Genomic DNA, 21,776 nt, shown 5'->3' with positions numbered 1-21,776 from the left:
CGGTGGGGCGAGCGTCAGCCGACGCTGCCCTCCATCCCCATCTCGATGAGCTTGTTGAGCTCGAGGGCGTACTCCATCGGCAGCTCGCGCGCGATCGGCTCGATGAAGCCGCGGACGATCATGGCCATGGCCTCGTCCTCCGGCATGCCGCGGGACATCAGGTAGAAGAGCTGCTCCTCGCTGACCTTCGAGACCGTGGCCTCGTGGCCGAGCTGGACGTCGTCCACGCGGATGTCGATCGCCGGGTAGGTGTCCGAGCGCGAGATCGTGTCGACCAGGAGCGCGTCGCAGCGCACCGTGTTCGCGGAGTGGTGCGCGTTGGCGTCCACCCGGACCTCGCCGCGGTAGCCGGCTCGGCCACCGCCGCGGGCGATCGACTTGGAGACGATCGACGACTGCGTGTACGGAGCCATGTGGATCATCTTCGCGCCGGCGTCCTGGTGCTGGCCGGGGCCCGCGAACGCGACGGAGAGGGTCTCGCCCTTGGCGTGCTCGCCGACCAGGAAGATCGACGGGTACTTCATGGTGACCTTGGAGCCGATGTTGCCGTCGATCCACTCCATCGTCGCGCCCTCGTGAGCGATCGCGCGCTTGGTGACGAGGTTGTAGACGTTGTTCGACCAGTTCTGGATCGTCGTGTAGCGCACGCGGGCGTTCTTCTTCACGATGATCTCGACGACGGCCGAGTGCAGGGAGTCCGACTTGTAGATCGGCGCCGTGCAGCCCTCGATGTAGTGGACGTAGCTGCCCTCGTCCGCGATGATCAGCGTCCGCTCGAACTGGCCCATGTTCTCGGTGTTGATCCGGAAGTAGGCCTGCAGCGGGATGTCGACGCGCACACCCTTGGGGACGTACACGAACGAGCCGCCGGACCAGACCGCCGTGTTCAGCGCGGCGAACTTGTTGTCGCCGGCCGGGATGACGGTGCCGAAGTACTCCTCGAAGATCTCGGGGTGCTCGCGGAGGGCGGTGTCGGTGTCCATGAAGATGACGCCCTGCTCCTCCAGGTCCTCGCGGATCTGGTGGTAGACGACCTCGGACTCGTACTGCGCGGCGACGCCGCCGACGAGGCGCTGGCGCTCCGCCTCGGGGATGCCGAGCTTCTCGTACGTGTTCTTGATGTCGTCCGGGAGGTCCTCCCAGGTCTGCGCCTGCTTCTCGGTGGAGCGGACGAAGTACTTGATGTTGTCGAAGTCGATGTCCGACAGGTCGGCGCCCCAGGTGGGCATCGGCTTGCGCTCGAAGAGGGCGAGCGCCTTCATGCGCCGCTCGCGCATCCAGGCCGGCTCGTTCTTGAGCGCGGAGATGTCGGAGACGACCTCGGGCGAGATGCCGCGGCGCGCGGAGGCGCCGGCGGAGTCCGAGTCGGACCAGCCGAACTCGTAGACGCCCAGGCTCGCGAGCTCGGGGCGGTCGATCAGGATGTCTGACATAAGTACCTCGTTTCCTACCCACTGGTAACCGGTCGGGTTCCGGAGTCATTCCCCGAGGGGGATCCGAGGAGCGCATCCGGGCCGATCACGCCATCGAGTCGATGGGCGGAGCGGAGCGGTGCGTCCCGGGAAGTCCTGAGGCTTGCGGTGGCGCTCCATCGGGCCGAGGTCCGGGTCTCGCCGTCACGGCGACCGACGCGTCCCGCGTCGAACCTGAACCAACTACTCATCCTACGGAAGCCGTGCTCCCAGTGGAACCTCTGCACCTGGGTGTCGCCCGGGCACCGGAGCCCGCGCCGCCAGACCCGCATGACCATACCCGTGCCGGTGGTCCGTGCTGGAGTGTCCGCATGACGAACGACGACGGCATCCCGACCCTTCCCCGCCTCCTCCTCGCGCTCGCGCGCGCCGGCCTGGAGCCGAGGCTCGCCCGCGACTTCGGCTCGCTGGCCGAGCCGCTCGCGCGGTGCCTCCCGCTGCCGCGGCTCGCGCTCGCACTGGTCCGGCTGCGCCGGCACCTGCGGTCGGGCGGGAAGGGCCCCCGAGCCGACCACCGTCCGAGTCAGAGCGCGGGCGCGAGCTCCTCGACGGCCTGCCGACGCTGAGCGCGCACCGTGAAGAGCTGCGGATTCACGTCGAGCAGGACCCGCAGCGCACCGACCCACACGAACGCGGAGCCGAGGAGGTGGACGGCGACGAGCGCCTCCGGCAGGGCGAGGAGCGACTGGGCGACGCCCACCAGCGCCTGCAGCCCCACCACGACGAGGAAGGTGATCACGCGGCGCCGTGCCAGCTCGGAGCCCGGCACGCGCGCCAGCAGCACCAGCAGCACGAGGCCGAGCACGAGCGTGCCCGTCCCGAGGACCCCGTGCACGACGGTGACGCTCTCCCAGTGGAACCGCATCCGCGGAACCTCGGCCGAGTCGCCCGCGTGCGGACCGGTGCCGGTCACCAGGGTGCCGACGGCGATCACGGCCAGCGTCACCGCGACGAGCGCGATGCTCACGCCGCGCGTCAGCGCGTCCGGCTCGAACGCGACGGACTGCGAGCGGTGCGCGCGGTGCCAGGTCAGCGCCGTGGTCGTCAGCAGGGCGATCGCGAGCATGAAGTGACCAGCGACGATGTAGGGGTTGAGGCCCGAGTGCACGGTCGCTCCGCCCGCGAGCGCGTTCGCCACCACGAGCCAGAACTGCGACCAGGCCAGGCGGGTCATCGTGCGGTCGCGCGGCTTCTGCAGCCGGGCCGCAGTGATGGCCCAGCCGACCGCGACGATCAGCACGCCGGTGAAGGCGCGGTTGGTGAACTCGATGAAGCCGTGGATCCCGAGCTCGGGCGTCGAGGTCAGCGAGCCCGCGTCGCAGGCGGGCCAGGTCGGGCAGCCGAGGCCCGAGCCGGTCAGGCGCACGACGCCGCCGAAGAAGATGATCAGGATGCTCGCGACGAGGGCGGCCGTCGTCCCCCAGCGCAGGGCGCGGGGACTCAGGGTGACCCGCTCGGCGAGGAACGAGAACGGCGTCACCATCAGAACGGCAGCAGCGGGTCGATGCCGACGGCGAGGAACAGCAGCGTGAGGTATCCGATCGAGCCGTGGAAGACGCGCATCGGCGAGACGTGCTCGTGACGGATCGCGAGGCTGTAGAGGCGGTGCGTCTCGGCGATGAACCAGACACCGCTGGCGAGGGCGACGACCGTGTAGACGACGCCCATGCCGGCGACGGGGATGAGCAGCAGGGAGCACGCGACGGTGGCCCACGCGTAGAGGATGACCTGGAGACCGACGATGCTGCGCCCGCGGACGACGGCGAGCATCGGCACGCCGGCGGCGCGGTAGTCCTCGCGGTACTTCATCGAGAGCGGCCAGTAGTGCGGCGGCGTCCAGAGGAAGATGACCGAGAACAGGATGATCGGCGCCCAGTCGAGCGAGTTCGTGACCGCGGCCCAGCCGATCAGCACGGGCATGCAGCCCGCGATGCCGCCCCAGACGATGTTCTGCGGCGTGCGGCGCTTGAGGAACAGCGTGTAGAAGAGCACGTAGATGAGGATCGCGGCGAGCGAGAGCGACGCGGCCAGCCAGTTGGCAGTCAGGCCGAGCCAGACGATCGACAGCACGCCGATCGTGGTCGCGAAGACCAGCGCCTCCCGGTCGGAGACCTCGCCGGTGACGAGCGGGCGGTTGCGGGTCCGCTTCATCACGCGGTCGATGTCGCGGTCGATGTAGCAGTTGAACGCGCCGGCCGACCCGGCGCTGAGCGCCCCGCCGATGAGGACGTTGAGGACCAGCAGCAGGTTCGGGATCCCGTTCTGCGCCAGGATCATCGTGGGCGCGGTGACCACGAGCAGCAGCTCGATCACCCGCGGCTTCGTCAGCGCGACGTACGCCCTCACCTTGCGCGACAGGGGCGACCGGACGGGCCCTCCCCGCTCGATCGCGGTGGTCTCTGCGACTACGTCCATTGCTCCTCTAACGATCGATGATCCCGAACGAGTGTAATGCGCGCCGGACGGGGTCGGGCCCGGAGTGCACGCTTGTCCAATCGGACGCCGACATATGCGAGGCGCAACCCCCGATCCCCGGCGCACCCCCCTCCGTATACTCGGAACTGCTCGCCAGAGCGCCCGGCCCGCACCCGAGTTCCGCCCGACTGATCAGTCGCGCGAGGCCGAACGGGGCGTCGTCGGAAGCATCGTGTCGAAGTCGTCATGCGCGCTCCACCATGCGAGAGGGCGGACGGTCCCCGTCTGCCCCACGTCTCGAGAAGGGTCAGTACCTAGTGTCAGAACTGCAATGGGATTCCATTGACGAGAAGGCAGTCGACACGGCGAGGGTTCTCGCCGCGGACGCGGTCGAGAAGGTCGGCAACGGCCACCCCGGCACCGCCATGAGCCTCGCGCCGGCCGCGTACCTCCTGTTCCAGAAGGTCATGCGCCGCGATCCGTCCGACGCCACCTGGATCGGCCGCGACCGCTTCATCCTGTCGGTCGGCCACTCCTCGCTGACGCAGTACGTCCAGTTCTACCTGGGCGGCTACGGCCTCGAGCTCGACGACCTCAAGGCGCTGCGCACCTGGGGCTCGAAGACCCCGGGCCACCCCGAGTACGGCCACACCGACGGCGTCGAGATCACCACCGGCCCGCTCGGCCAGGGTCTCGCCTCGGCCGTCGGCTTCGCCTACGCGGCGCGCTTCGAGCGCGACCTGTTCGACCCCGAGGCCGCCGCGGGCACCTCGCCGTTCGACCACTTCGTCTACGTCATCGCCGGCGACGGCGACCTGCAGGAGGGCATCACCAGCGAGGCCTCCTCGCTCGCCGGCCACCAGCAGCTCGGCAACCTCGTCGTCATCTACGACTCCAACCAGATCTCGATCGAGGACGACACCAACATCGCCTTCACCGAGGACGTCAAGGCGCGCTACGAGGCCTACGACTGGCAGGTCCAGGTCGTCGACTGGAAGAAGACCGGCGAGTACCACGAGGACGTCGCCGAGCTGCACGCCGCGATCGAGGCCGCCAAGGGCGAGACCGACAAGCCGTCGCTCATCATCCTGCGCACGATCATCGGCTGGCCCTCGCCGAAGAAGCAGAACACCGGCAAGATCCACGGCTCCGCCCTCGGCGCCGACGAGCTCCGCGGCCTCAAGGAGGTGCTCGGCTTCGACCCCGAGAAGACCTTCGACGTCGCCGACGAGGTCATCGAGCACACCCGCAAGGCCGTCGAGCGCGGCCAGGCGCAGCACGCCGAGTGGAACGAGCAGCTCGAGGCGTGGGCGACCGCGAACCCCGAGAAGAAGGTCCTGCTCGACCGCGTCCTGAGCGGCGACCTCCCCGAGGGCGTCCAGGAGGCCCTCCCGGTCTTCGAGCCCGGCAAGGAGGTGTCGACCCGCGCCGCGTCCGGCAAGGTCATCAACGCCCTCGCCGGCGTCGTGCCCGAGCTCTGGGGCGGCTCCGCCGACCTCGCCGAGTCGAACAACACGACCATCGAGGGCGCCGGCTCCTTCGTGCCGAGCGAGTTCTCGACCCACGAGTGGACCGGCAAGAAGGGCGGCCGCGTGCTGCACTTCGGCATCCGCGAGCACGCCATGGGCGCGATCCTCAACGGCATCGTCCTGCACGGCAACACCCGCCCCTTCGGCGGCACCTTCCTGATCTTCTCCGACTACATGCGCCCGGCGGTCCGTCTCGCCGCGCTCATGAAGGCGCCGGCCATCTATGTCTGGACCCACGACTCCGTGGCGCTCGGCGAGGACGGCCCGACGCACCAGCCGGTCGAGCAGCTGGCGGCCCTCCGCGCGATCCCGGGACTGGACATCGTCCGCCCCGGCGACGCCAACGAGGTCGCCTACGCCTGGAAGACGATCCTGGAGCGCCGCGAGGGCCCGGCCGGCCTCGCGCTGACCCGCCAGAACATCCCCGTCTTCGAGCGCGGAGAGGGCGACGCCACCGGCGAGACCTTCGCCCACGCGTCGAACGTCGCCCGCGGCGCGTACATCCTCGCCGAGGCGCCGAACGGCACCCCGGACGTGATCCTCATCGCCACCGGCTCCGAGGTGCAGATCGCCGTCGAGGCGCGCGAGCTGCTCAAGGGCGAGGGCGTCAACGCCCGCGTCGTCTCGGCCCCGTCGCTCGAGTGGTTCGAGGAGCAGGACGCCGAGTACCGCGAGAAGGTGCTGCCCTCCGCCGTGAAGGCGCGCGTCTCGATCGAGGCCGGCCTCAGCCTCGGCTGGCAGAAGTACGTCGGCGACGCCGGCCGCTCGGTCTCCATCGAGCACTTCGGCGCCTCCGCCGACTACAAGACCCTGTTCCGCGAGTTCGGGATCACCACCGAGGCGGCCATCACCGCCGCCAAGGAGTCGCTCGCGGCGTCCTGACCACGAAGGCCGCGTCCACCCGGGCGCGGCCTTCGCCGTCGGCCCCACGACTCCCCACCGACCCGCACCATCTAGCGAGAAGAAGAGACATGACCGAGAACACCCCCACCGCAGACCTCTCCGCCGCCGGCGTCAGCATCTGGCTCGACGACCTGTCGCGCTCGCGCATCTCGAGCGGCGGGCTGCAGAAGCTCATCGACGAGAAGAACGTCGTCGGAGTCACGACCAACCCCACGATCTTCGCCGCGGCCCTCGCCAAGGGCGAGTCCTACGACGAGCAGGTCGAGGAGCTCGCCGCCGCCGACACCTCGGTGACCGACGCGGTCTTCGCGATCACCACCGACGACGTCGCCGCCGCCTCCGACGTCTTCCGCCCGATCTACGACGCGACCAACGGCTACGACGGCCGCGTCTCGATCGAGGTCGAGCCGGGCCTCGCGCACGACGCGCAGGGCACCATCGAGCAGGCCAAGGCCCTCTGGGCCAAGGTCGACCGCCCGAACGCGATGATCAAGATCCCCGCGACCGTCGAGGGCCTCGAGGCCATCACCGAGGCCATCGGCTCCGGCATCTCGGTCAACGTCACGCTGATCTTCTCGCTCGCCCGCTACCGCGCCGTCATCAACGCGTACCTCGCCGGCCTCGAGAAGGCCAAGGACGCCGGCATCGACCTGTCGACGATCCACTCCGTCGCCTCGTTCTTCGTGTCGCGCGTCGACACCGAGATCGACAAGCGCCTCGAGGCCGTCGGCACCGACGAGGCCCTCGCGCTGAAGAGCAAGGCCGGCGTCGCCAACGCGCAGCTCGCCTACGAGGTCTTCGTCGAGGCGTTCGCCACCGAGCGCGCGCTGCTCCTGCAGGAGTCCGGCGCCAACCGCCAGCGGCCGCTGTGGGCCTCGACCGGCGTCAAGTCGACCGATCTGCCCGACACCCTCTACGTGACCGAGCTGGTCGCCGCGGGCGTCGTCAACACCATGCCCGAGAAGACCCTCGAGGCGACCTTCGACCACGGCGTCATCGCCGGCGACACGGTGACCGGCTCCTACGCCGACGCCAACGCCGTCCTCGACGCCGTCGCCGCGCAGGGCGTCTCCTACGCCGAGGTCACCGAGCTGCTCGAGAAGGAGGGCGTCGAGAAGTTCGTCGTCTCCTGGAACGAGCTGCTCGACACCGTCACCGCCGCGCTCGAGGGCGCGAAGGCGAAGGCCTGATCATGGCGATCCAGATCCACCTCAGCGGTGACGCCGAGAAGGCCGCCGACCGCGTCGTGCCCGAGCTCGTCGCCGACGAGGTCGCCTCGGGCATCACCGCCCAGGTCCCCACCCTCTGGGGTGCGGCGGCCGAGGAGGAGTCCGCGAAGCGCCTCGGCTGGACCGAGTCGACCACGGTCTCCCGCCCGCTGATCCCCGAGATCCTGGCGCTCCGCGAGGAGTTCCAGGCCAAGGGCATCGATCACATCGTGCTCGGCGGCATGGGCGGCTCCTCGCTCGCGCCCGAGGTCATCACCCGGACCGCCGGCGTCGAGCTCACCGTGCTCGACTCCACCGCGCCCGGGCAGGTCCTCGCCGCCCTGAACGACCGCCTCGCGTCGACCGCGGTCGTCATCTCGTCCAAGTCCGGCTCGACGGTCGAGACCGCCAGCCAGAAGAAGGCCTACGAGAAGGCGTTCACCGAGGCGGGCATCGACCCGCTCGACCGCATCGTCATCGTGACCGACCCCGGCTCGCCGCTCGACTCGTCCTCGCGCGAGGCCGGCTACCGGGTCTTCAACGCCGACCCGAACATCGGCGGCCGCTTCTCGGCGCTCTCCGCGTTCGGCCTCGTGCCGTCCGGACTCGCCGGCGCCGACATCGAGGCCCTCCTCGACGAGGCGGCGGAGGCCTCCCTCGGCCTGGCCGTGGACACCCCGGAGAACCCGGGTCTGCTCCTCGGCGCCGCGATCGCCGCCACCAGCCCCCGTCGCGACAAGCTCGCGATCGTGGCCGACGGCACGCACATCGTGGGCTTCGCCGACTGGGCCGAGCAGCTCATCGCCGAGTCCACCGGCAAGGACGGCACGGGCATCCTCCCCGTCGTCCTCGGCACCCTCGCCCCCGAGCTGTCGGAGGACCTCGCCGACGTGCAGGTCGTCCGCCTGGTCGAGGACGCGAGCGCGCTGCACCTGTTCCCGCGCGACCGGCACGAGGGCGAGATCCTCCTGTCCGGCTCGCTCGGCGCGCAGATGCTGACCTGGGAGTACGCGGTCGCGGTCGCCGGGCGCCTGCTCGGGATCAACCCGTTCGACCAGCCCGATGTCGAGTCGGCGAAGGTCGCGACCCGGGCCCTGCTCGAGAAGCGTCCCGAGCCCGCCGCACCGGCGTTCACCGACGCGGGCATCGAGGTCACCGGCACGTCGGAGGTGACCGAGGGCGTCTCGACCGTCGCGGCCGCCGTCGACCGCCTCCTCGCCCAGCTGGGCGAGGGCGGCTACGTGTCGATCCAGGCCTACGTCGACCGCCTCGCGCTGCCGCAGCTGGAGGGCGTCCGCGACCTCCTCGCCGCGCAGTCGAAGCGTCCGGTGACCTTCGGCTGGGGCCCGCGCTTCCTGCACTCGACCGGTCAGTACCACAAGGGCGGAGCGCCGACCGGCGTCTTCCTCCAGATCGCCGAGCGCGCGAGCACGGATCTCGAGATCCCCGAGAGCCCGTTCACCTTCGGCCAGCTGATCCAGGCCCAGGCCGCGGGCGACGCGAGCGTGCTCGCCGAGCACGGCCGCCCGGTCCTGACGCTGACGCTGACGGACCCCGAGGCCGACCTCGAGGCCCTCTTCGAGGCGCTCAACACCTGATCCGCCGGGCGCGGCGTCCCGTCCTCCTCGCGGAGGCGGGGCGCCGCGCCCGCGGTCGTCCGCGCGGTCCGCCCCGGCCGCGCTCGCAAGCCCTCAGCGGAGCGGGCAGGCGTCACCACTCCCCCTCCGTCACCGATAGCAGTGCGCCGAGGCGCCGGCTCCGCCGGCCCGCGGCACACAGAAGGACACTGCACATGTCTGTGGACATCACTCCCGAGTTCAATCCGCTGCGGTTGAGCTTCGACCGCCGGCTGAACCGGATCGCGGGGCCGAGCGGCCTCGTCATCTTCGGCGTCACCGGCGATCTCTCCCGCAAGAAGCTCATGCCGGCGGTCTACGACCTCGCCAACCGCGGCCTGCTTCCTCCCGGCTTCGCGCTCGTCGGCTTCGCCCGCCGCGACTGGGACGACCAGGACTTCGAGAAGGTCGTGCACGACTCGGTCAAGAAGCACGCCCGCACCGAGTTCCACGAGGAGGTCTGGACGCAGCTCGCGCAGGGCATCCGCTTCGTGCAGGGCGAGTTCGACGACCCCGAGGCCTTCAGCCGCCTGAAGACGACCGTCGACGAGCTCGACCGCGAGCGCGGCACGAACGGCAACTTCGCCTTCTACCTCTCGATCCCGCCGAAGTCCTTCCCCCAGGTCACCGAGCAGCTCCGCAACTCGGGCCTCGCGGAGCAGAAGGACGGCCAGTGGCGCCGCGTCGTCATCGAGAAGCCCTTCGGCAGCGACCTGAAGACCGCCCGCGAGCTCAACGCCGTCGTCGAGTCGGTCTTCCCGCCGGACTCCGTCTTCCGCATCGACCACTACCTCGGCAAGGAGACGGTCCAGAACATCCTGGCGCTGCGCTTCGCCAACATGATGTACGAGCCCCTCTGGAACTCGAACTACGTCGACCACGTGCAGATCACCATGGCCGAGGACATCGGAGTGGGCGGCCGGGCCGGCTACTACGACGGCATCGGCGCCGCGCGCGACGTCATCCAGAACCACCTGCTCCAGCTGCTCGCCCTCACGGCGATGGAGGAGCCGATCTCGTTCGACGCCGCGGACCTCCGCGCCGAGAAGGAGAAGGTCCTCGCGGCCGTCCGCCTGCCGAAGGACCTGTCGACCGTCACCGCCCGCGGGCAGTACTCCGGCGGCTGGCAGGGCGGCGAGAAGGTGCTCGGCTTCCTCGAGGAGGACGGCATGAGCCCCACCTCGACGACCGAGACCTTCGCCGCGATGCGCCTGGACATCGGCACCCGCCGCTGGGCCGGAGTGCCGTTCTACCTGCGCGCGGGCAAGCGCCTGGGCCGCCGCGTCACCGAGATCGCCGTGGTCTTCAAGCGCGCGCCGCAGCAGCTCTTCGCCGAGAGCCAGACCACCTCGCTCGGCCAGAACGCCCTGGTCATCCGCGTCCAGCCCGACGAGGGCGTCACCATGCGCTTCGGCTCGAAGGTCCCCGGCGCGGGGATGCAGGTCCGCGACGTCACGATGGACTTCGGCTACGGCCACGCCTTCACCGAGGCGAGCCCCGAGGCCTACGAGCGCCTCATCCTCGACGTCCTCCTCGGCGAGCCGCCGCTCTTCCCGCGGCACGAGGAGGTCGAGCTGTCCTGGAAGATCCTCGACCCGATCGAGGAGTACTGGGCCACGCAGGGCCAGCCCGAGCAGTACCGCCCCGGAACCTGGGGCCCCGATTCCGCCGACGAGCTCCTCGCTCGCGACGGCCGCACCTGGAGGCGCCCGTGATCGTCGATCTGCCCGACACCACGACGAGCGAGGTCTCGAAGACCCTCGTCAAGATCCGCGAGGAGGGCGGCGCCGTCGCCCTCGGCCGCGTGCTCACCCTCATCATCGCGACCTCGCGAGGCCAGGAGGAGGAGGCGATCGACGCTGCCAACGACGCCTCCCGCGAGCACCCGATGCGCGTCATCGTCGTCTCGAAGGACGACGGGCTGACCACGGTCCCCGTCGACGCCACCCCGCGCGTCGACGCGCAGATCCGCGTGGGCGGCGACGCCGGCGCGAGCGAGGTCGTCGTGCTGCGCCCGTTCGGCGACGCGGCGACCGACGAGGAGAGCCTGGTCACCGGGCTCCTGCTCCCGGATGCCCCCGTGGTCGCCTGGTGGCCGAACAGCGCGCCGGACAGCGCCTCGAAGTCGCCGATCGGCCGCATCGCCACGCGCCGGATCACCGACGCCTCCGCGCAGTCCAACCCGGCCGAGGCTCTGCACCATCTCGCCTCGACCTACGCCCCCGGCGACACCGACTTCGCCTGGACCCGCCTCACTCTCTGGCGCGCCCAGCTCGCCGCGGTGCTCGACCAGCCGCCGTACGAGCCGATCACGGCCGTCGAGGTCTCCGGCGCGCCGGACTCCCCCTCGACGATCCTGCTCGCGGCCTGGCTGCAGCTCGAGCTCGACATCCCCGTCGACCACGAGCTCACCATCAGCGCGACCGGGTCCAGCGGGATCCACGGGGTGCGCCTCTTCCGCGAGTCCGGCGTGATCGAGCTCGAGCGCTCGATCCCGAACGTCGCGACGCTGACGCAGCCGGACCAGCCCGTCCACGACATCTCCCTGCCGCGCCGGAGCCTCCGCGACTGCCTGGCGGAGGAGCTGCGCAGGCTCGACCCGGATGACCTGTACGGTGAAGTCATCTCGCGCGGTGTGGACATGCTCACCGAGAAGAACGACGCTCGCAGCGCGTCCTGACACCGCCGCACTCCCCGGCCACCGCACCCTGCACGCCAGGCGCGGCGGCCGGGGAGACGGCCATCCGCCGATGGCGACCGACCCGAAGGAGACCCCGATGACCACTGACCGCCGTGTGCTCGTCCACCGAGACAAGCAGACCCTCGCAGGCTCGGTCGCCGCGCGCTTCCTGACGAAGACGATCGACATCCTCGACGACCTGGGCACGGCGAACGTGGTCCTCACCGGCGGGACGATGGGGGCGGCGACTCTCAAGGAGATCGGCGGCTCCTCCGCCGCGGGCAACGTCGACTGGACCCGCGTGCACTTCTGGTGGGGCGACGAGCGCTGGGTGCCCCGCGGCCACGAGGACCGCAACGACGTGCAGGCGGGCGATCTCTTCGAGCGCCTCGAGGTGCCGGCCGAGAACGTGCACTCCTACCCCGCGTCCGACGAGGGCCTCGACCTCGACGGCGCGGCCGCCGCCTACGACGCGGAGCTCCGCGCGCACGCCACCGAGGGGCGCGACTACCCGCGCTTCGACATCACCTTCCTCGGTGTCGGGCCCGACGGCCACATCGCCTCCCTCTTCCCGGAGCGCTCGGCCATCCGCCACCCGCAGCCGGGCGTGCTGGCGGTCCGCAACTCCCCCAAGCCGCCGCCCGAGCGCCTCACGCTCACCCTGCCGCTGATCAACCAGTCCGACCGGATCTGGATGGTCCTCGCCGGCGCCGACAAGGCGTCCGCACTCGGGCTGGCCCTCGCGGGCGCGAGCACGAACGAGGTGCCGGCAGCCGGCGCGTTCGGCCGCAAGCGCACCGTGTTCTTCGTCGACCAGGAGGCCGCGGCCGAGGTGCCGGAGTCGCTGATCGCACCGAGCTACTGAGCTCTCCCCCGGCTCGTCCGGGAACGACGAAGGGCCCGCCTCCTCGGGAGGACGGGCCCTTCGTCGTTGCACCGGCCCTGCGGCCGGCGATGCTCAGGAGGGGGTCGCGGTCCCCCGGCGGGCGCGCAGCTGCTGCAGCGCCTCCTCGAGGAGCTGAGCGGCTTCGGCCTCGGTGCGGCGCTCCTTCACGTACGCGAGGTGCGTCTTGTAGGGCTCCGACTTCGCGACCTGCGGCGGGTTCGCCCGGTCGCGTCCCGCGGGGAGACCGGACTGCGGGGAGTCGATCACCTCGGGGATCTCGTCCTCGGGGAGGGCCGCCGAGAAGTGGCGCACCGTCTCGTTGCCGAGGGCGTCCCAATACGAGACCGCGACGCGCTCGGCGTGGTAGCCCCGGTCCTGCTCGCCCATGGGTCCCGCGCCGACGCGCGAACCGCGGATTGCACTGCCGCCTGATGCCATTCCGTTTACCCCTATGCTCCGGTGTCGAACTTGGTGATGAGACCGAGCACCACGATGCAGGCCAGCCAGACGAGGCCGAGGATCACGGTGATGCGGTTCAGGTTGCGCTCTGCGACGCCCGAGGCACCGAGGTTCGAGGTGACTCCACCGCCGAACATGTCGGACAGTCCGCCGCCGCGCCCCTTGTGGAGCAGGATCAGCATGGTGAGCAGGAGGCTCGTGATGCCCAGGACGACCTGGAGCACGACCTGGAGGATGTCCACGCGGTACCTTTCGAAGTTCTGGCGCGTTGCACGCCTCGACGAGTATAACGGCGCCTGCGAACCCCCGGGGAATCGCGTCGCCCTGTGTTCTGTCCGCTGTATACGCAGGGGCCTCGACTTCTGGTGAGGGGCGGAGGGGATGGCCTCGTCGCGGCGCCTTCCCGCGCCCTTCGGGCGCCCGCCAGACCCGAGCCGGTCGCCGCGACGAGGCCATCCCCTCCGCCCGCGCCGGCGCGAGGCTCCCCACCAGCAGGCGAGTGGGGCACGCTCCGCCAGTGCACGGTGAGCAGAATGGCGAGACGCGGAAACACTGAAGGGGTGGGCCCGTGTGGACCCACCCCTTCAGAGACTCAGAGCGTCAGACTCCGACGTGGTTCCGGAACCTTGCGATGGCAGCGAATTCCTCGACCTGGAGGCTGGCGCCTCCGACGAGGGCGCCGTCGACGTCGGGCTCGCGCATGAAGCCGGCGATGTTGCCGGACTTGACGGAGCCGCCGTAGAGGATGCGCGTCTTCGCCGCGGTGTCGGCGCCGAGGATGTCGGCGACGACGTCGCGGAGGGCCTTGCAGACCTGCTGGGCCTGCTCGGGCGTGGCGGCCTGGCCGGAGCCGATGGCCCAGACCGGCTCGTACGCGACGACGAGGTCGGCGTCCGCGGGGAGGCCGGTGAGGGCCTCCTTCAGCTGCGCGACCGGCACCGCGGACGGGCCGTGCTTCTCGAGGTCCTCGGCGGTCTCGCCGACGCAGACGATCGGCGGGACACCGTGCTTGACGGCCGCGGCCGTCTTCGCAGCGATGTCCGCGTCGGTCTCGCCGTGGAGCGTGCGACGCTCCGAGTGGCCAACGATGACGTAGTCGCAGTCGAGCTGCTTGAGGAACTGGCCGGAGATCTCACCGGTGTAGGCCCCGCTGTCGAACTTCGACAGGTCCTGCGCGCCGTACTTGAGCGGCAGCTTGTCGGAGTCGACGAGGATCTGCACGGGACGCAGATCGGTGAACGGCGGGAACACCGCGACCTCGACGCCGTCGAAGTCGTGATCGGCGTCCTTGAGGCTCCACGCGAGCTTCTGGACGAAGGCGATGGCCTGGAGGTGGTCCAGGTTCATCTTCCAGTTGCCGGCGATGAGCGGGGTGCGGGATGTCACTGCCATCCGAGGACCTCCAGTCCGGGGAGGCGCTTCCCCTCGAGGAATTCGAGGCTGGCTCCGCCTCCCGTCGAGATGTGGCCGAACTGCCCGTCCTCGAAGCCGAGGGCGCGCACCGCGGCGGCCGAGTCTCCGCCGCCGACGACGCTGAGTCCGTCGACCTCGGTGAGGGCCTGGGCGACGGCCTTCGTGCCGGCCGCGAACGGCTCGAGCTCGAAGACGCCCATCGGGCCGTTCCAGAACACGGTCTTCGAGGCCGCGACGACCTCGGCGAACCGCTTCGCGGTGTCGGGCCCGATGTCGAGACCGAGGCCGTCCGCCCCGAAGGCGGTGTCCTCGATCGCGTCGGCGGGGGCCGTCACGTACTCGGCGTCGGCTCCGAACTTCGAGGCGACGACGACGTCCGTGGGGACGACGATCTCCACCCCGAGCTCCTTCGCCTTCGCGAGGTAGCCGAGGACGGTGTCGATCTGGTCGGCCTCGAGCAGGCTCTTGCCGACCTCGTGGCCCTGGGCCTTGAGGAAGGTGAAGAGCATGCCGCCGCCGATGAGGATCGAGTCGACCCGCGGCAGCAGGTGGTCGATCACGCCGAGCTTGTCCGAGACCTTCGAGCCGCCGAGGACGACCGTGTAGGGGCGCTCCGGCTTCTCGGTCAGGCGGTCCAGGACCTCGAGCTCGGCGGCGATCAGTGCTCCGGCGGCGCTGGGCAGCAGCTGGGCGAGCTCGTAGACGCTCGCCTGCTTGCGGTGCACGACGCCGAAGCCGTCGGAGACGAACGCGTCGCCGAAGGCGGCGAGCTTCTCGGCGAAGGCACGGCGCTCGTCCGCGTCCTTGCTGGTCTCCCCCGGGTTGAAGCGGAGGTTCTCGAGCACGACGACCTGGCCGTCCTCGAGGGCGTCCACCGCGGCGGAGGCCGCATCGCCGACAGTGTCCTCGGCGAACGAGACGGGGGCGTCCAGGAGCTCGCCGAGGCGCTTCGCGACGGGCGCGAGGCTGTACTTCGAGTCGGGGGCGCCGTCGGGGCGGCCGAGGTGGCTCACGACCACGACTCGGGCGCCCTCGGCGACGAGCCGCTGGAGCGTGGGCACCGACGCGCGCACGCGGCCGTCGTCCGTGATCGTTCCGTCCTTCAGGGGGACGTTCAGATCGCAGCGGACGACGACGCGCGTGCCGGCGAGGGAGCCCAGTGAGTCCAGAGTGCGGAGCGTCACGGTGTCACTCGTCACGGAGTCGTGACTCAGAGCTTGCCGGCGACGAGCTCGGCGACGTCGACGAGGCGGTTGGAGTAGCCCCACTCGTTGTCGTACCAGGAGGCGACCTTGACCTGGTTGCCGATGACCTTGGTCAGGCCGGCGTCGAAGATCGAGGAGTGCGGGTCGGTGACGATGTCGCTGGAGACGATCGGGTCCTCGGTGTACTTGAGGATGCCCTTGAGGTCGCCCTCGGCGGCGGCCTTGTAGGCCGCGTTGATCTCCTCGACCGTGGCCGACTTCGACAGCTCGACCGTGAGGTCGGTGATCGAGCCGGTCGGGACCGGGACGCGCAGCGCGTAGCCGTCGAGCTTGCCGACGAGCTCGGGGATGACGAGGCCGAGGGCCTTCGCGGCACCGGTCGACGTCGGGATGATGTTGACCGCGGCGGCGCGCGCGCGACGGAGGTCGCTGTGCGGGCCGTCCTGCAGGTTCTGGTCGGCGGTGTAGGCGTGGACCGTGGTCATCAGACCGCGCTCGATGCCGAAGTTGTCGAGCAGGACCTTGGCGAGGGGCGCGAGGCAGTTCGTGGTGCACGACGCGTTCGACACGATGTCGTGGACCTGGGGGTCGTAGGTGCCCTCGTTGACGCCGAGGACGATGGTCGCGACGTCGTCGCCGGTGGCGGGAGCCGAGACGATGACCTTCTTGGCGCCGGCGGTGATGTGCTTGCGCGCGTCCTCCGACTTGGTGAAGCGGCCGGTCGACTCGATGACGACGTCGACGCCCAGCTCGCCCCAGGGGAGGTTCGCGGGGTCGCGCTCCTCGAGCACGATGATCGGCTTGCCGTTGACGACGATCTTGTCGCCGTCCAGCTCCACGGTCGCGTCGAGGCGACCGGTGATGGAGTCGTACTTCAGGAGGTGCGCGAGCGCCTTGTTGTCGGTGAGGTCGTTGACCGCGACGATCTCGAGGTCGCTGCCCTTGGCGAGGGCCGCACGGAGGAAGTTACGGCCGATACGGCCGAAGCCGTTGATGCCGATCTTGACGGACACAGATATCTCCTGGAGAGGAAGGGCACCTCGACGGTGCAGTGGAGGGTGTGGATCGCTGCGAGAGCGGCGTCCCGGATCGGGACCCGGGACGCCGGAATCGCTACGACAGTAGCAGGAGGCCGGAAGTGTTCTGGCGGGCCTTCTCGAAGCGCGCGGACACGTCCGCCCAGTTCACGATGTTCCAGAACGCCTTGACGTAGTCGGCCTTCACGTTGACGTAGTCGAGGTAGAAGGCGTGCTCCCACATGTCCAGCAGCAGGACCGGCACGGTCGCGGCGGCGTGGTTGCTCTGGTGGTCGTAGAGCTGCTCGATGAGCAGCTTCTGGCCGAGGGAGTCCCAGGCCAGGATCGACCAGCCGGAGCCCTGGATGCCGAGGGCCGAGGCGGTGAAGTGCGCCTTGAACTTGTCGAACGAGCCGAAGTTCTCGTCGATCGCCGCGGCGAGCTCGCCGGTCGGCTTGTCTCCGCCGTCGGGCGAGAGGTTGTTCCAGAACACGGTGTGGTTCACGTGACCGGCGAGGTTGAACGCCAGGTCCTTCTGGAGCTTGTTGACGTTCGCGAGGTTCTCGCTGTCGCGAGCCTCCTGCAGCGCGGCGAGGGCGGTGTTCGCCCCGGTCACGTACGTCGCGTGGTGCTTGTCGTGGTGGAGCTCCATGATCCGTCCACTGATGTGCGGCTCGAGAGCCGAGTAGTCGTAGGGCAGTTCGGCGAGCGTGTAGTCAGCCATGTGCGATCTCCTGTTCGTGGTCGTCGACCTCAGTGATCCGCCGGGTCTCACGGCCCCTCACCGCTGAGCGGGAGGGTGTGCCGGGGTGTCCTGAGCGACCTTTCCAGTCTAGTGAGAGCCGCCCTCCGCACTCGGAGCGTTTCCTCCGTTCAACCAGGAGACACTCAGCGTTCGTGCGTTCGCGCGTCCGACGGCCCTTCGGCTCGCACGGGGCTCAGAGGTCCTGGAGCTCGGCGGGGAGGTTCGCGTCGGTGCCGGGGATGTCGAGGTCGGTGGCGCGCTTGTCGGCCATCGCGAGCAGGCGGCGGATGCGGCCGGCGACCGCGTCCTTCGTCATCGGCGGGTCGGCGTGGTGGCCGAGCTCGTCGAGGCTGGCGTCGCGGTGGGCGAGCCGGAGCCGGCCGGCGTAGCGGAGGTGCTCGGGGATGTCCTCGCCGAGGATCTCCATCGCGCGCTCGACGCGGGAGCATGCGGCGACGGCGGCCTGCGCGGAGCGGCGGAGGTTCGCGTCGTCGAAGTTGACCAGGCGGTTGGCGGTGGCCCGCACCTCGCGGCGCTGGCGCAGCTCCTCCCAGCTCGCGACCGTGGAGGTCGCGCCCATCAGGGTGAGCATCGCGCTGATGCTCTCGCCGTCGCGGACGACCACGCGGTGCACGCCGCGCACCTCGCGCGACTTGGCCTGGACGCCGAGGCGCCCGGCCGCACCGACGATCGCCATCGCCGCCTCGTTGCCGGGGCAGATCACCTCGAGCGCGGCCGAACGGCCGGGATCGGTGAGCGAGCCCTGCGCGAGGAAGGCGCCGCGCCAGACGGCGGCGAGCTCCTCGCGGGTGCCGGTGGTCAGCCGGTTCGGCAGTCCGCGGACGGGACGGCCGCGCTGATCGAGCAGGCCGGTCTGGCGGGCGAGGGTGTCGCCGCCCTCGACGACCCGGACGAGCCAGCTGGTGGTGCGGCGCGAGCCGCCGGCCGACACGATGCTGCCCTCGCTGCGAACGCCGTAGAGCTCGGCGAGGTCGCGGCGGACGCGGGTGGCCAGGGGGGCGGAGTCGAGCTCGACCTCGACCGCGAGGCGGTTCGAGATGATGTGCAGTCCTCCGGAGAAGCGGAGGATGGTCGCCAGTTCAGCGGCACGGACGGTGTTCTTGCGCGAGACGATCGCGACCAGTTCGCCCTTGACATCTGCAGTGAGGGCCACGGAGTCTTCTTTCCTTACGTCGGGAGCGCGGCGGAGCGCGCGGGGATCATTCTCGGCCGAGGTCGCGGTGCGCCACGTTGACGGCGACACCCGGCAGCTCGGCCAGTCGGGCCGCGACGCGGCCGGCGACGGCGACCGAGCGGTGCTTGCCGCCGGTGCAGCCGATGGCGATGGTCGCGTGGCGCTTGTTCTCGCGCTGGTAGCCGTCGAGCACCGGCCGGAGGGCACGCGAGTAGGAGTCGATGAACTCCTCCGCGCCCTGCTGGGCCAGCACGTAGTCTCTCACCTCTTCGTCGAGACCGGTGTGCGGGCGGAGCTCCGGGATCCAGTACGGGTTGGGCAGGAAGCGCGCATCCGCGACCATGTCGGCGTCGGTCGGCAGGCCGTACTTGAAGCCGAAGCTCATCACGGTGATCTGCAGCCCCGCGCGGCCGGCTTCGGCGAAGCGCGTGGTGATCGTGGTCGCGAGCTGGTGCGGGTTGAGGTCGGAGGTGTCGATCACGATGTCTGCCGACTCGCGCAGCTGCGCCAGGCGGGTCCGCTCGGCGGAGATGCCGTCGAGGAGCGTGCCGCGCCCCTGCAGCGGGTGCGGGCGGCGGACCTGCTCGAAGCGGCGGACGAGAGCGGCGTCGGCGGCCTCGAGGAAGACGACGCGCAGATCGACGCCGACGCGCAGCTCGCGCACGATCTCGCCGAGGTCGGCGAAGAAGTCCCGCCCGCGGACGTCGACGACAGCCGCGACCTTGGGCACGGTGTCCCCCGCGCGCTGGGCGAGGTCCACCAGCGGGCGCAGCATCTGCGGCGGGAGGTTGTCGACCACGTACCAGCCGAGGTCCTCCAGCGCGTTGGCGGCGGTGGATCGTCCGGCTCCGGACATCCCGGTGACGATCAGCACGTTCTGCTGCTCGCTCTCGGTGCTCATGGGGTCTCCGTGCTCGTGTGGGGTGGTCGCGGACCCTCCTTCGGGGAGGGCGGGCCTCCAGCCTAGGGTGTGGCCCTGAGCGGAGCACCCGGCGGAGGGGGGATCTCGATGCGCCCGCTGCGCGGGCTGCTCGATCAGCATGGAGCGGCCGCGTGCCCTCCACGCGAGCACCCCTGCCGGTCGAGCGAGCACTTCATACTGGTCGAGTAGGCCCGCAGGGCCGTATCGAGACCCGCCCACCGCAGGACCGTGGTGCCTCAGGGATGCAGGTGCCCGTGGATCGCGGCGGCGAGCGTCGGCCCGATGCCCTTGACCTCCGCGATCTCGGCGTCGCTCGCCTCGCGCAGCCTGGTGACCGAGCCGAAGTGCTTCAGCAGATCGCGCACCCGCGTCCCGCCCAGCCCCGGGATCTCCGCCAGCTGCGACGAGATGTCGCGCTTGCGCCGCTGACGCTGGTGGGTGATCGCGAAGCGGTGCGCCTCGTCACGGATCCGCTGGAACAGGAAGAGCGCGTCGCTGTTGCGCGGCAGGATCACCGGGAAGTCGGAGTCGGGCAGCCAGATCTCCTCCAGCCGCTTGGCGATCCCGCAGAGCGTGATCCCGGTGACGCCGGACTCGTCCAGCGCGCGCTGGGCCGCGGCGACCTGCGGCTGCCCGCCGTCGACGATCAGCAGGTTCGGCGGGTAGGAGAACTTGCGCCGCTTGGCCTCCCCCGTCTCGGGATCGACCTCGGCGGGCTCGGTCGGCTCCTTGAGGTAGGCGAGGCGCCGGGTGAGCACCTGGTGGAGGGACTCGGTGTCGTCCGTGGACTCCGCGATGCTGAAGCGTCGGTACTGGTCCTTGCGCACCAGGCCGTCCTCGAAGACGACCATCGACGCGACGATGTTCGTGCCGCTGAGGTGCGAGACGTCGTAGCACTCCATCCGCAGCGGGGCCTCGGCCATGCCGAGCGCGTCGCGGATGTCCTCCAGGGCCTGCGTGCGGGCGGTGAAGTCGGCGGAGCGCCGGGTCTTGTAGAGCATCAGCGAGTGCTTGGCGTTCTGCGTCGCGGTCTCGAGGAGGGCCGCCTTGTCGCCCCGCTGCGCGGCGCGCAGACGGACGTTGGCACCGCGGAGGGAGCCCAGCCACTCCTCGAGCGCCTCGGAGTCGTCGGGCAGCTCGGGCACGACGACCTCGCGCGGCGGGATGTCGCCGCCCTCGTAGGCCGCCTGCAGGGCCGTGTCGACGAGCTCGGCGGTGCTCATGTCGAGCTCCTTGTCGACGACCCAGCCGCGCTCACCGCGGATCCGGCCGCCGCGCACGCGGAACTGCTGCACCGAGGCGGCCAGCTCGTCGTGCACGATCGCGTACAGGTCGACGTCGACGTTGTCCTTCAGCACGACCGCGCTCTTGGCGAGCACGGCGTCGAGCGCCGCGGCCTGGTCGCGCAGCTTGCCGGCGCGCTCGTACTGCATCGCCTCGGCGGCCTCGCGCATCTCGCGCTCGAGCTCGCCGATCATCTTGCGGTCGTGGCTGCCCATGAACGCGACGAAGCGGTCGACGATCGCCCGGTGCTCCGCGAAGGTGACCCGGTGCGAGCACGGACCGCCGCAGCGGCCGATCTGCGAGGCGAAGCAGGGCTTCCCGCTCTGCATCGCCCGCTTGTAGTTGGAGTCGTTGCAGGTCCTGATCGGGAACGCCTTGATCATCAGGTCGATCGTCTCGTGGATCGCCCAGATCTTCGGGTACGGGCCGAAGTACCGCGCCCCGCGGATCTTCGAATTGCGGGTCACCATCACCCGCGGCGCCTCGTCGCCGAGGGTCACCGCCATGTACGGGTACGACTTGTCGTCGCGGAACTTGACGTTGAAGGGGGGATCGAACTCGTTGATCCAGGTGAACTCGAGCTGCAGCGCCTCGACGTCGGTGCCGACCACGGTCCACTCGACGCCGGACGCCGAGGTGACCATCCGTCGGGTGCGCTCGTGCAGGCTCGGCAGCGGAGCGAAGTAGTTGCTGAGCCGGGCGCGGAGGTTCTTCGCCTTGCCCACGTAGAGGACCCGGCCCCGAGCGTCCTTGAAGCGGTAGACGCCCGGGAGGGTCGGGATCTCGCCCGGCTTCGGCCGGAAGTCGACGGTCTGCGTCATGCCCGCG

General features: G+C 70.4%; 19 protein-coding genes. 7 read left to right on the top strand and 12 right to left on the bottom strand.

Annotation, left to right across the window (positions count from 1 at the left end):
• Positions 1-14: 14 nt before the first annotated feature.
• Positions 15-1,433, bottom strand: a complete 1,419-nt coding sequence (gene sufB / locus MT353_RS09665) for a Fe-S cluster assembly protein SufB (RefSeq protein ID WP_123446280.1) — start codon at positions 1,431-1,433, stop codon at positions 15-17.
• Between the two features lie 350 nt (positions 1,434-1,783).
• On the opposite strand from sufB, the gene MT353_RS09660 reads away from it, so the two are divergent.
• Entirely contained in the window at positions 1,784-2,038 is a 255-nt protein-coding gene (locus MT353_RS09660) for a hypothetical protein (RefSeq protein WP_243624279.1), read from the top strand.
• On the opposite strand, the gene MT353_RS09655 is transcribed toward MT353_RS09660, so the two are convergent.
• Both MT353_RS09655 and MT353_RS09650 read right to left on the bottom strand, forming a co-directional pair.
• Complete coding sequence (locus tag MT353_RS09655; protein ID WP_243599977.1) at positions 1,996-2,955, bottom strand: heme A synthase; 960 nt, start codon at positions 2,953-2,955, stop codon at positions 1,996-1,998. The two genes, MT353_RS09660 and MT353_RS09655, sit on opposite strands and share 43 nt — an antisense overlap.
• Positions 2,955-3,887: a heme o synthase gene (locus tag MT353_RS09650; RefSeq protein WP_123735788.1), complete on the bottom strand. Its 933-nt coding sequence runs from the start codon at positions 3,885-3,887 to the stop codon at positions 2,955-2,957. Before MT353_RS09650 ends, MT353_RS09655 begins: the two co-directional genes overlap by 1 nt.
• Positions 3,888-4,204: 317 nt before the next feature.
• Here MT353_RS09650 and tkt point away from each other — a divergent pair, with 317 nt between their 5' ends.
• From tkt to pgl, 6 genes are all read left to right on the top strand, one after another.
• Complete coding sequence (gene tkt, locus MT353_RS09645; protein WP_243616264.1) at positions 4,205-6,298, top strand: transketolase; 2,094 nt, start codon at positions 4,205-4,207, stop codon at positions 6,296-6,298.
• Between the two features lie 89 nt (positions 6,299-6,387).
• A complete protein-coding gene (tal, locus tag MT353_RS09640; protein ID WP_123446275.1) occupies positions 6,388-7,509 on the top strand; it encodes a transaldolase in 1,122 nt (373 codons plus the stop codon).
• A 2-nt stretch (positions 7,510-7,511) separates the two neighbouring features.
• A complete protein-coding gene (locus tag MT353_RS09635; RefSeq protein WP_123446274.1) occupies positions 7,512-9,125 on the top strand; it encodes a glucose-6-phosphate isomerase in 1,614 nt (537 codons plus the stop codon).
• A gap of 194 nt (positions 9,126-9,319) precedes the next feature.
• A complete protein-coding gene (gene zwf, locus MT353_RS09630) occupies positions 9,320-10,858 on the top strand; it encodes a glucose-6-phosphate dehydrogenase (protein WP_123704307.1) in 1,539 nt (512 codons plus the stop codon).
• Complete coding sequence (locus tag MT353_RS09625; protein WP_123735792.1) at positions 10,855-11,823, top strand: glucose-6-phosphate dehydrogenase assembly protein OpcA; 969 nt, start codon at positions 10,855-10,857, stop codon at positions 11,821-11,823. Before zwf ends, MT353_RS09625 begins: the two co-directional genes overlap by 4 nt.
• A 97-nt stretch (positions 11,824-11,920) precedes the next feature.
• Positions 11,921-12,688: a 6-phosphogluconolactonase gene (gene pgl / locus MT353_RS09620; RefSeq protein WP_123735998.1), complete on the top strand. Its 768-nt coding sequence runs from the start codon at positions 11,921-11,923 to the stop codon at positions 12,686-12,688.
• A gap of 93 nt (positions 12,689-12,781) precedes the next feature.
• Here the strand turns inward: pgl and MT353_RS09615 are convergent, their stop codons facing one another.
• From MT353_RS09615 to uvrC, 9 genes are all read right to left on the bottom strand, one after another.
• On the bottom strand, positions 12,782-13,147 hold the full coding sequence (locus MT353_RS09615; protein ID WP_123446271.1) for an RNA polymerase-binding protein RbpA: 366 nt from the start codon (positions 13,145-13,147) through the stop codon (positions 12,782-12,784).
• A gap of 11 nt (positions 13,148-13,158) precedes the next feature.
• Complete coding sequence (gene secG, locus MT353_RS09610; protein ID WP_123733087.1) at positions 13,159-13,410, bottom strand: preprotein translocase subunit SecG; 252 nt, start codon at positions 13,408-13,410, stop codon at positions 13,159-13,161.
• A 358-nt stretch (positions 13,411-13,768) separates the two neighbouring features.
• On the bottom strand, positions 13,769-14,560 hold the full coding sequence (gene tpiA, locus MT353_RS09605) for a triose-phosphate isomerase (RefSeq protein ID WP_243624278.1): 792 nt from the start codon (positions 14,558-14,560) through the stop codon (positions 13,769-13,771).
• A complete protein-coding gene (pgk, locus tag MT353_RS09600) occupies positions 14,551-15,765 on the bottom strand; it encodes a phosphoglycerate kinase (RefSeq protein ID WP_243624277.1) in 1,215 nt (404 codons plus the stop codon). Before pgk ends, tpiA begins: the two co-directional genes overlap by 10 nt.
• Before the next feature lie 26 nt (positions 15,766-15,791).
• Complete coding sequence (gap, locus tag MT353_RS09595; protein ID WP_123446267.1) at positions 15,792-16,799, bottom strand: type I glyceraldehyde-3-phosphate dehydrogenase; 1,008 nt, start codon at positions 16,797-16,799, stop codon at positions 15,792-15,794.
• A gap of 100 nt (positions 16,800-16,899) precedes the next feature.
• Entirely contained in the window at positions 16,900-17,526 is a 627-nt protein-coding gene (locus tag MT353_RS09590) for a superoxide dismutase (RefSeq protein WP_123446266.1), read from the bottom strand.
• A 214-nt stretch (positions 17,527-17,740) separates the two neighbouring features.
• Positions 17,741-18,721 carry a DNA-binding protein WhiA gene (gene whiA / locus MT353_RS09585; protein ID WP_123446265.1) on the bottom strand — a complete coding sequence of 327 codons (981 nt, stop codon included), beginning with the start codon at positions 18,719-18,721 and terminating at the stop codon, positions 17,741-17,743.
• Between the two features lie 46 nt (positions 18,722-18,767).
• Positions 18,768-19,643, bottom strand: a complete 876-nt coding sequence (rapZ, locus tag MT353_RS09580) for an RNase adapter RapZ (protein ID WP_123446264.1) — start codon at positions 19,641-19,643, stop codon at positions 18,768-18,770.
• A 257-nt stretch (positions 19,644-19,900) separates the two neighbouring features.
• Positions 19,901-21,769 carry an excinuclease ABC subunit UvrC gene (gene uvrC, locus MT353_RS09575; RefSeq protein ID WP_243624276.1) on the bottom strand — a complete coding sequence of 623 codons (1,869 nt, stop codon included), beginning with the start codon at positions 21,767-21,769 and terminating at the stop codon, positions 19,901-19,903.
• Positions 21,770-21,776 lie beyond the last annotated feature (7 nt).

The organism is Rathayibacter sp. VKM Ac-2927 (assembly GCF_022815525.1).
Taxonomy (GTDB): domain Bacteria; phylum Actinomycetota; class Actinomycetes; order Actinomycetales; family Microbacteriaceae; genus Rathayibacter; species Rathayibacter festucae.
Note: the sequence above shows the minus strand (reverse complement) of the source record. Positions and strands in the feature narration are given on the sequence as shown.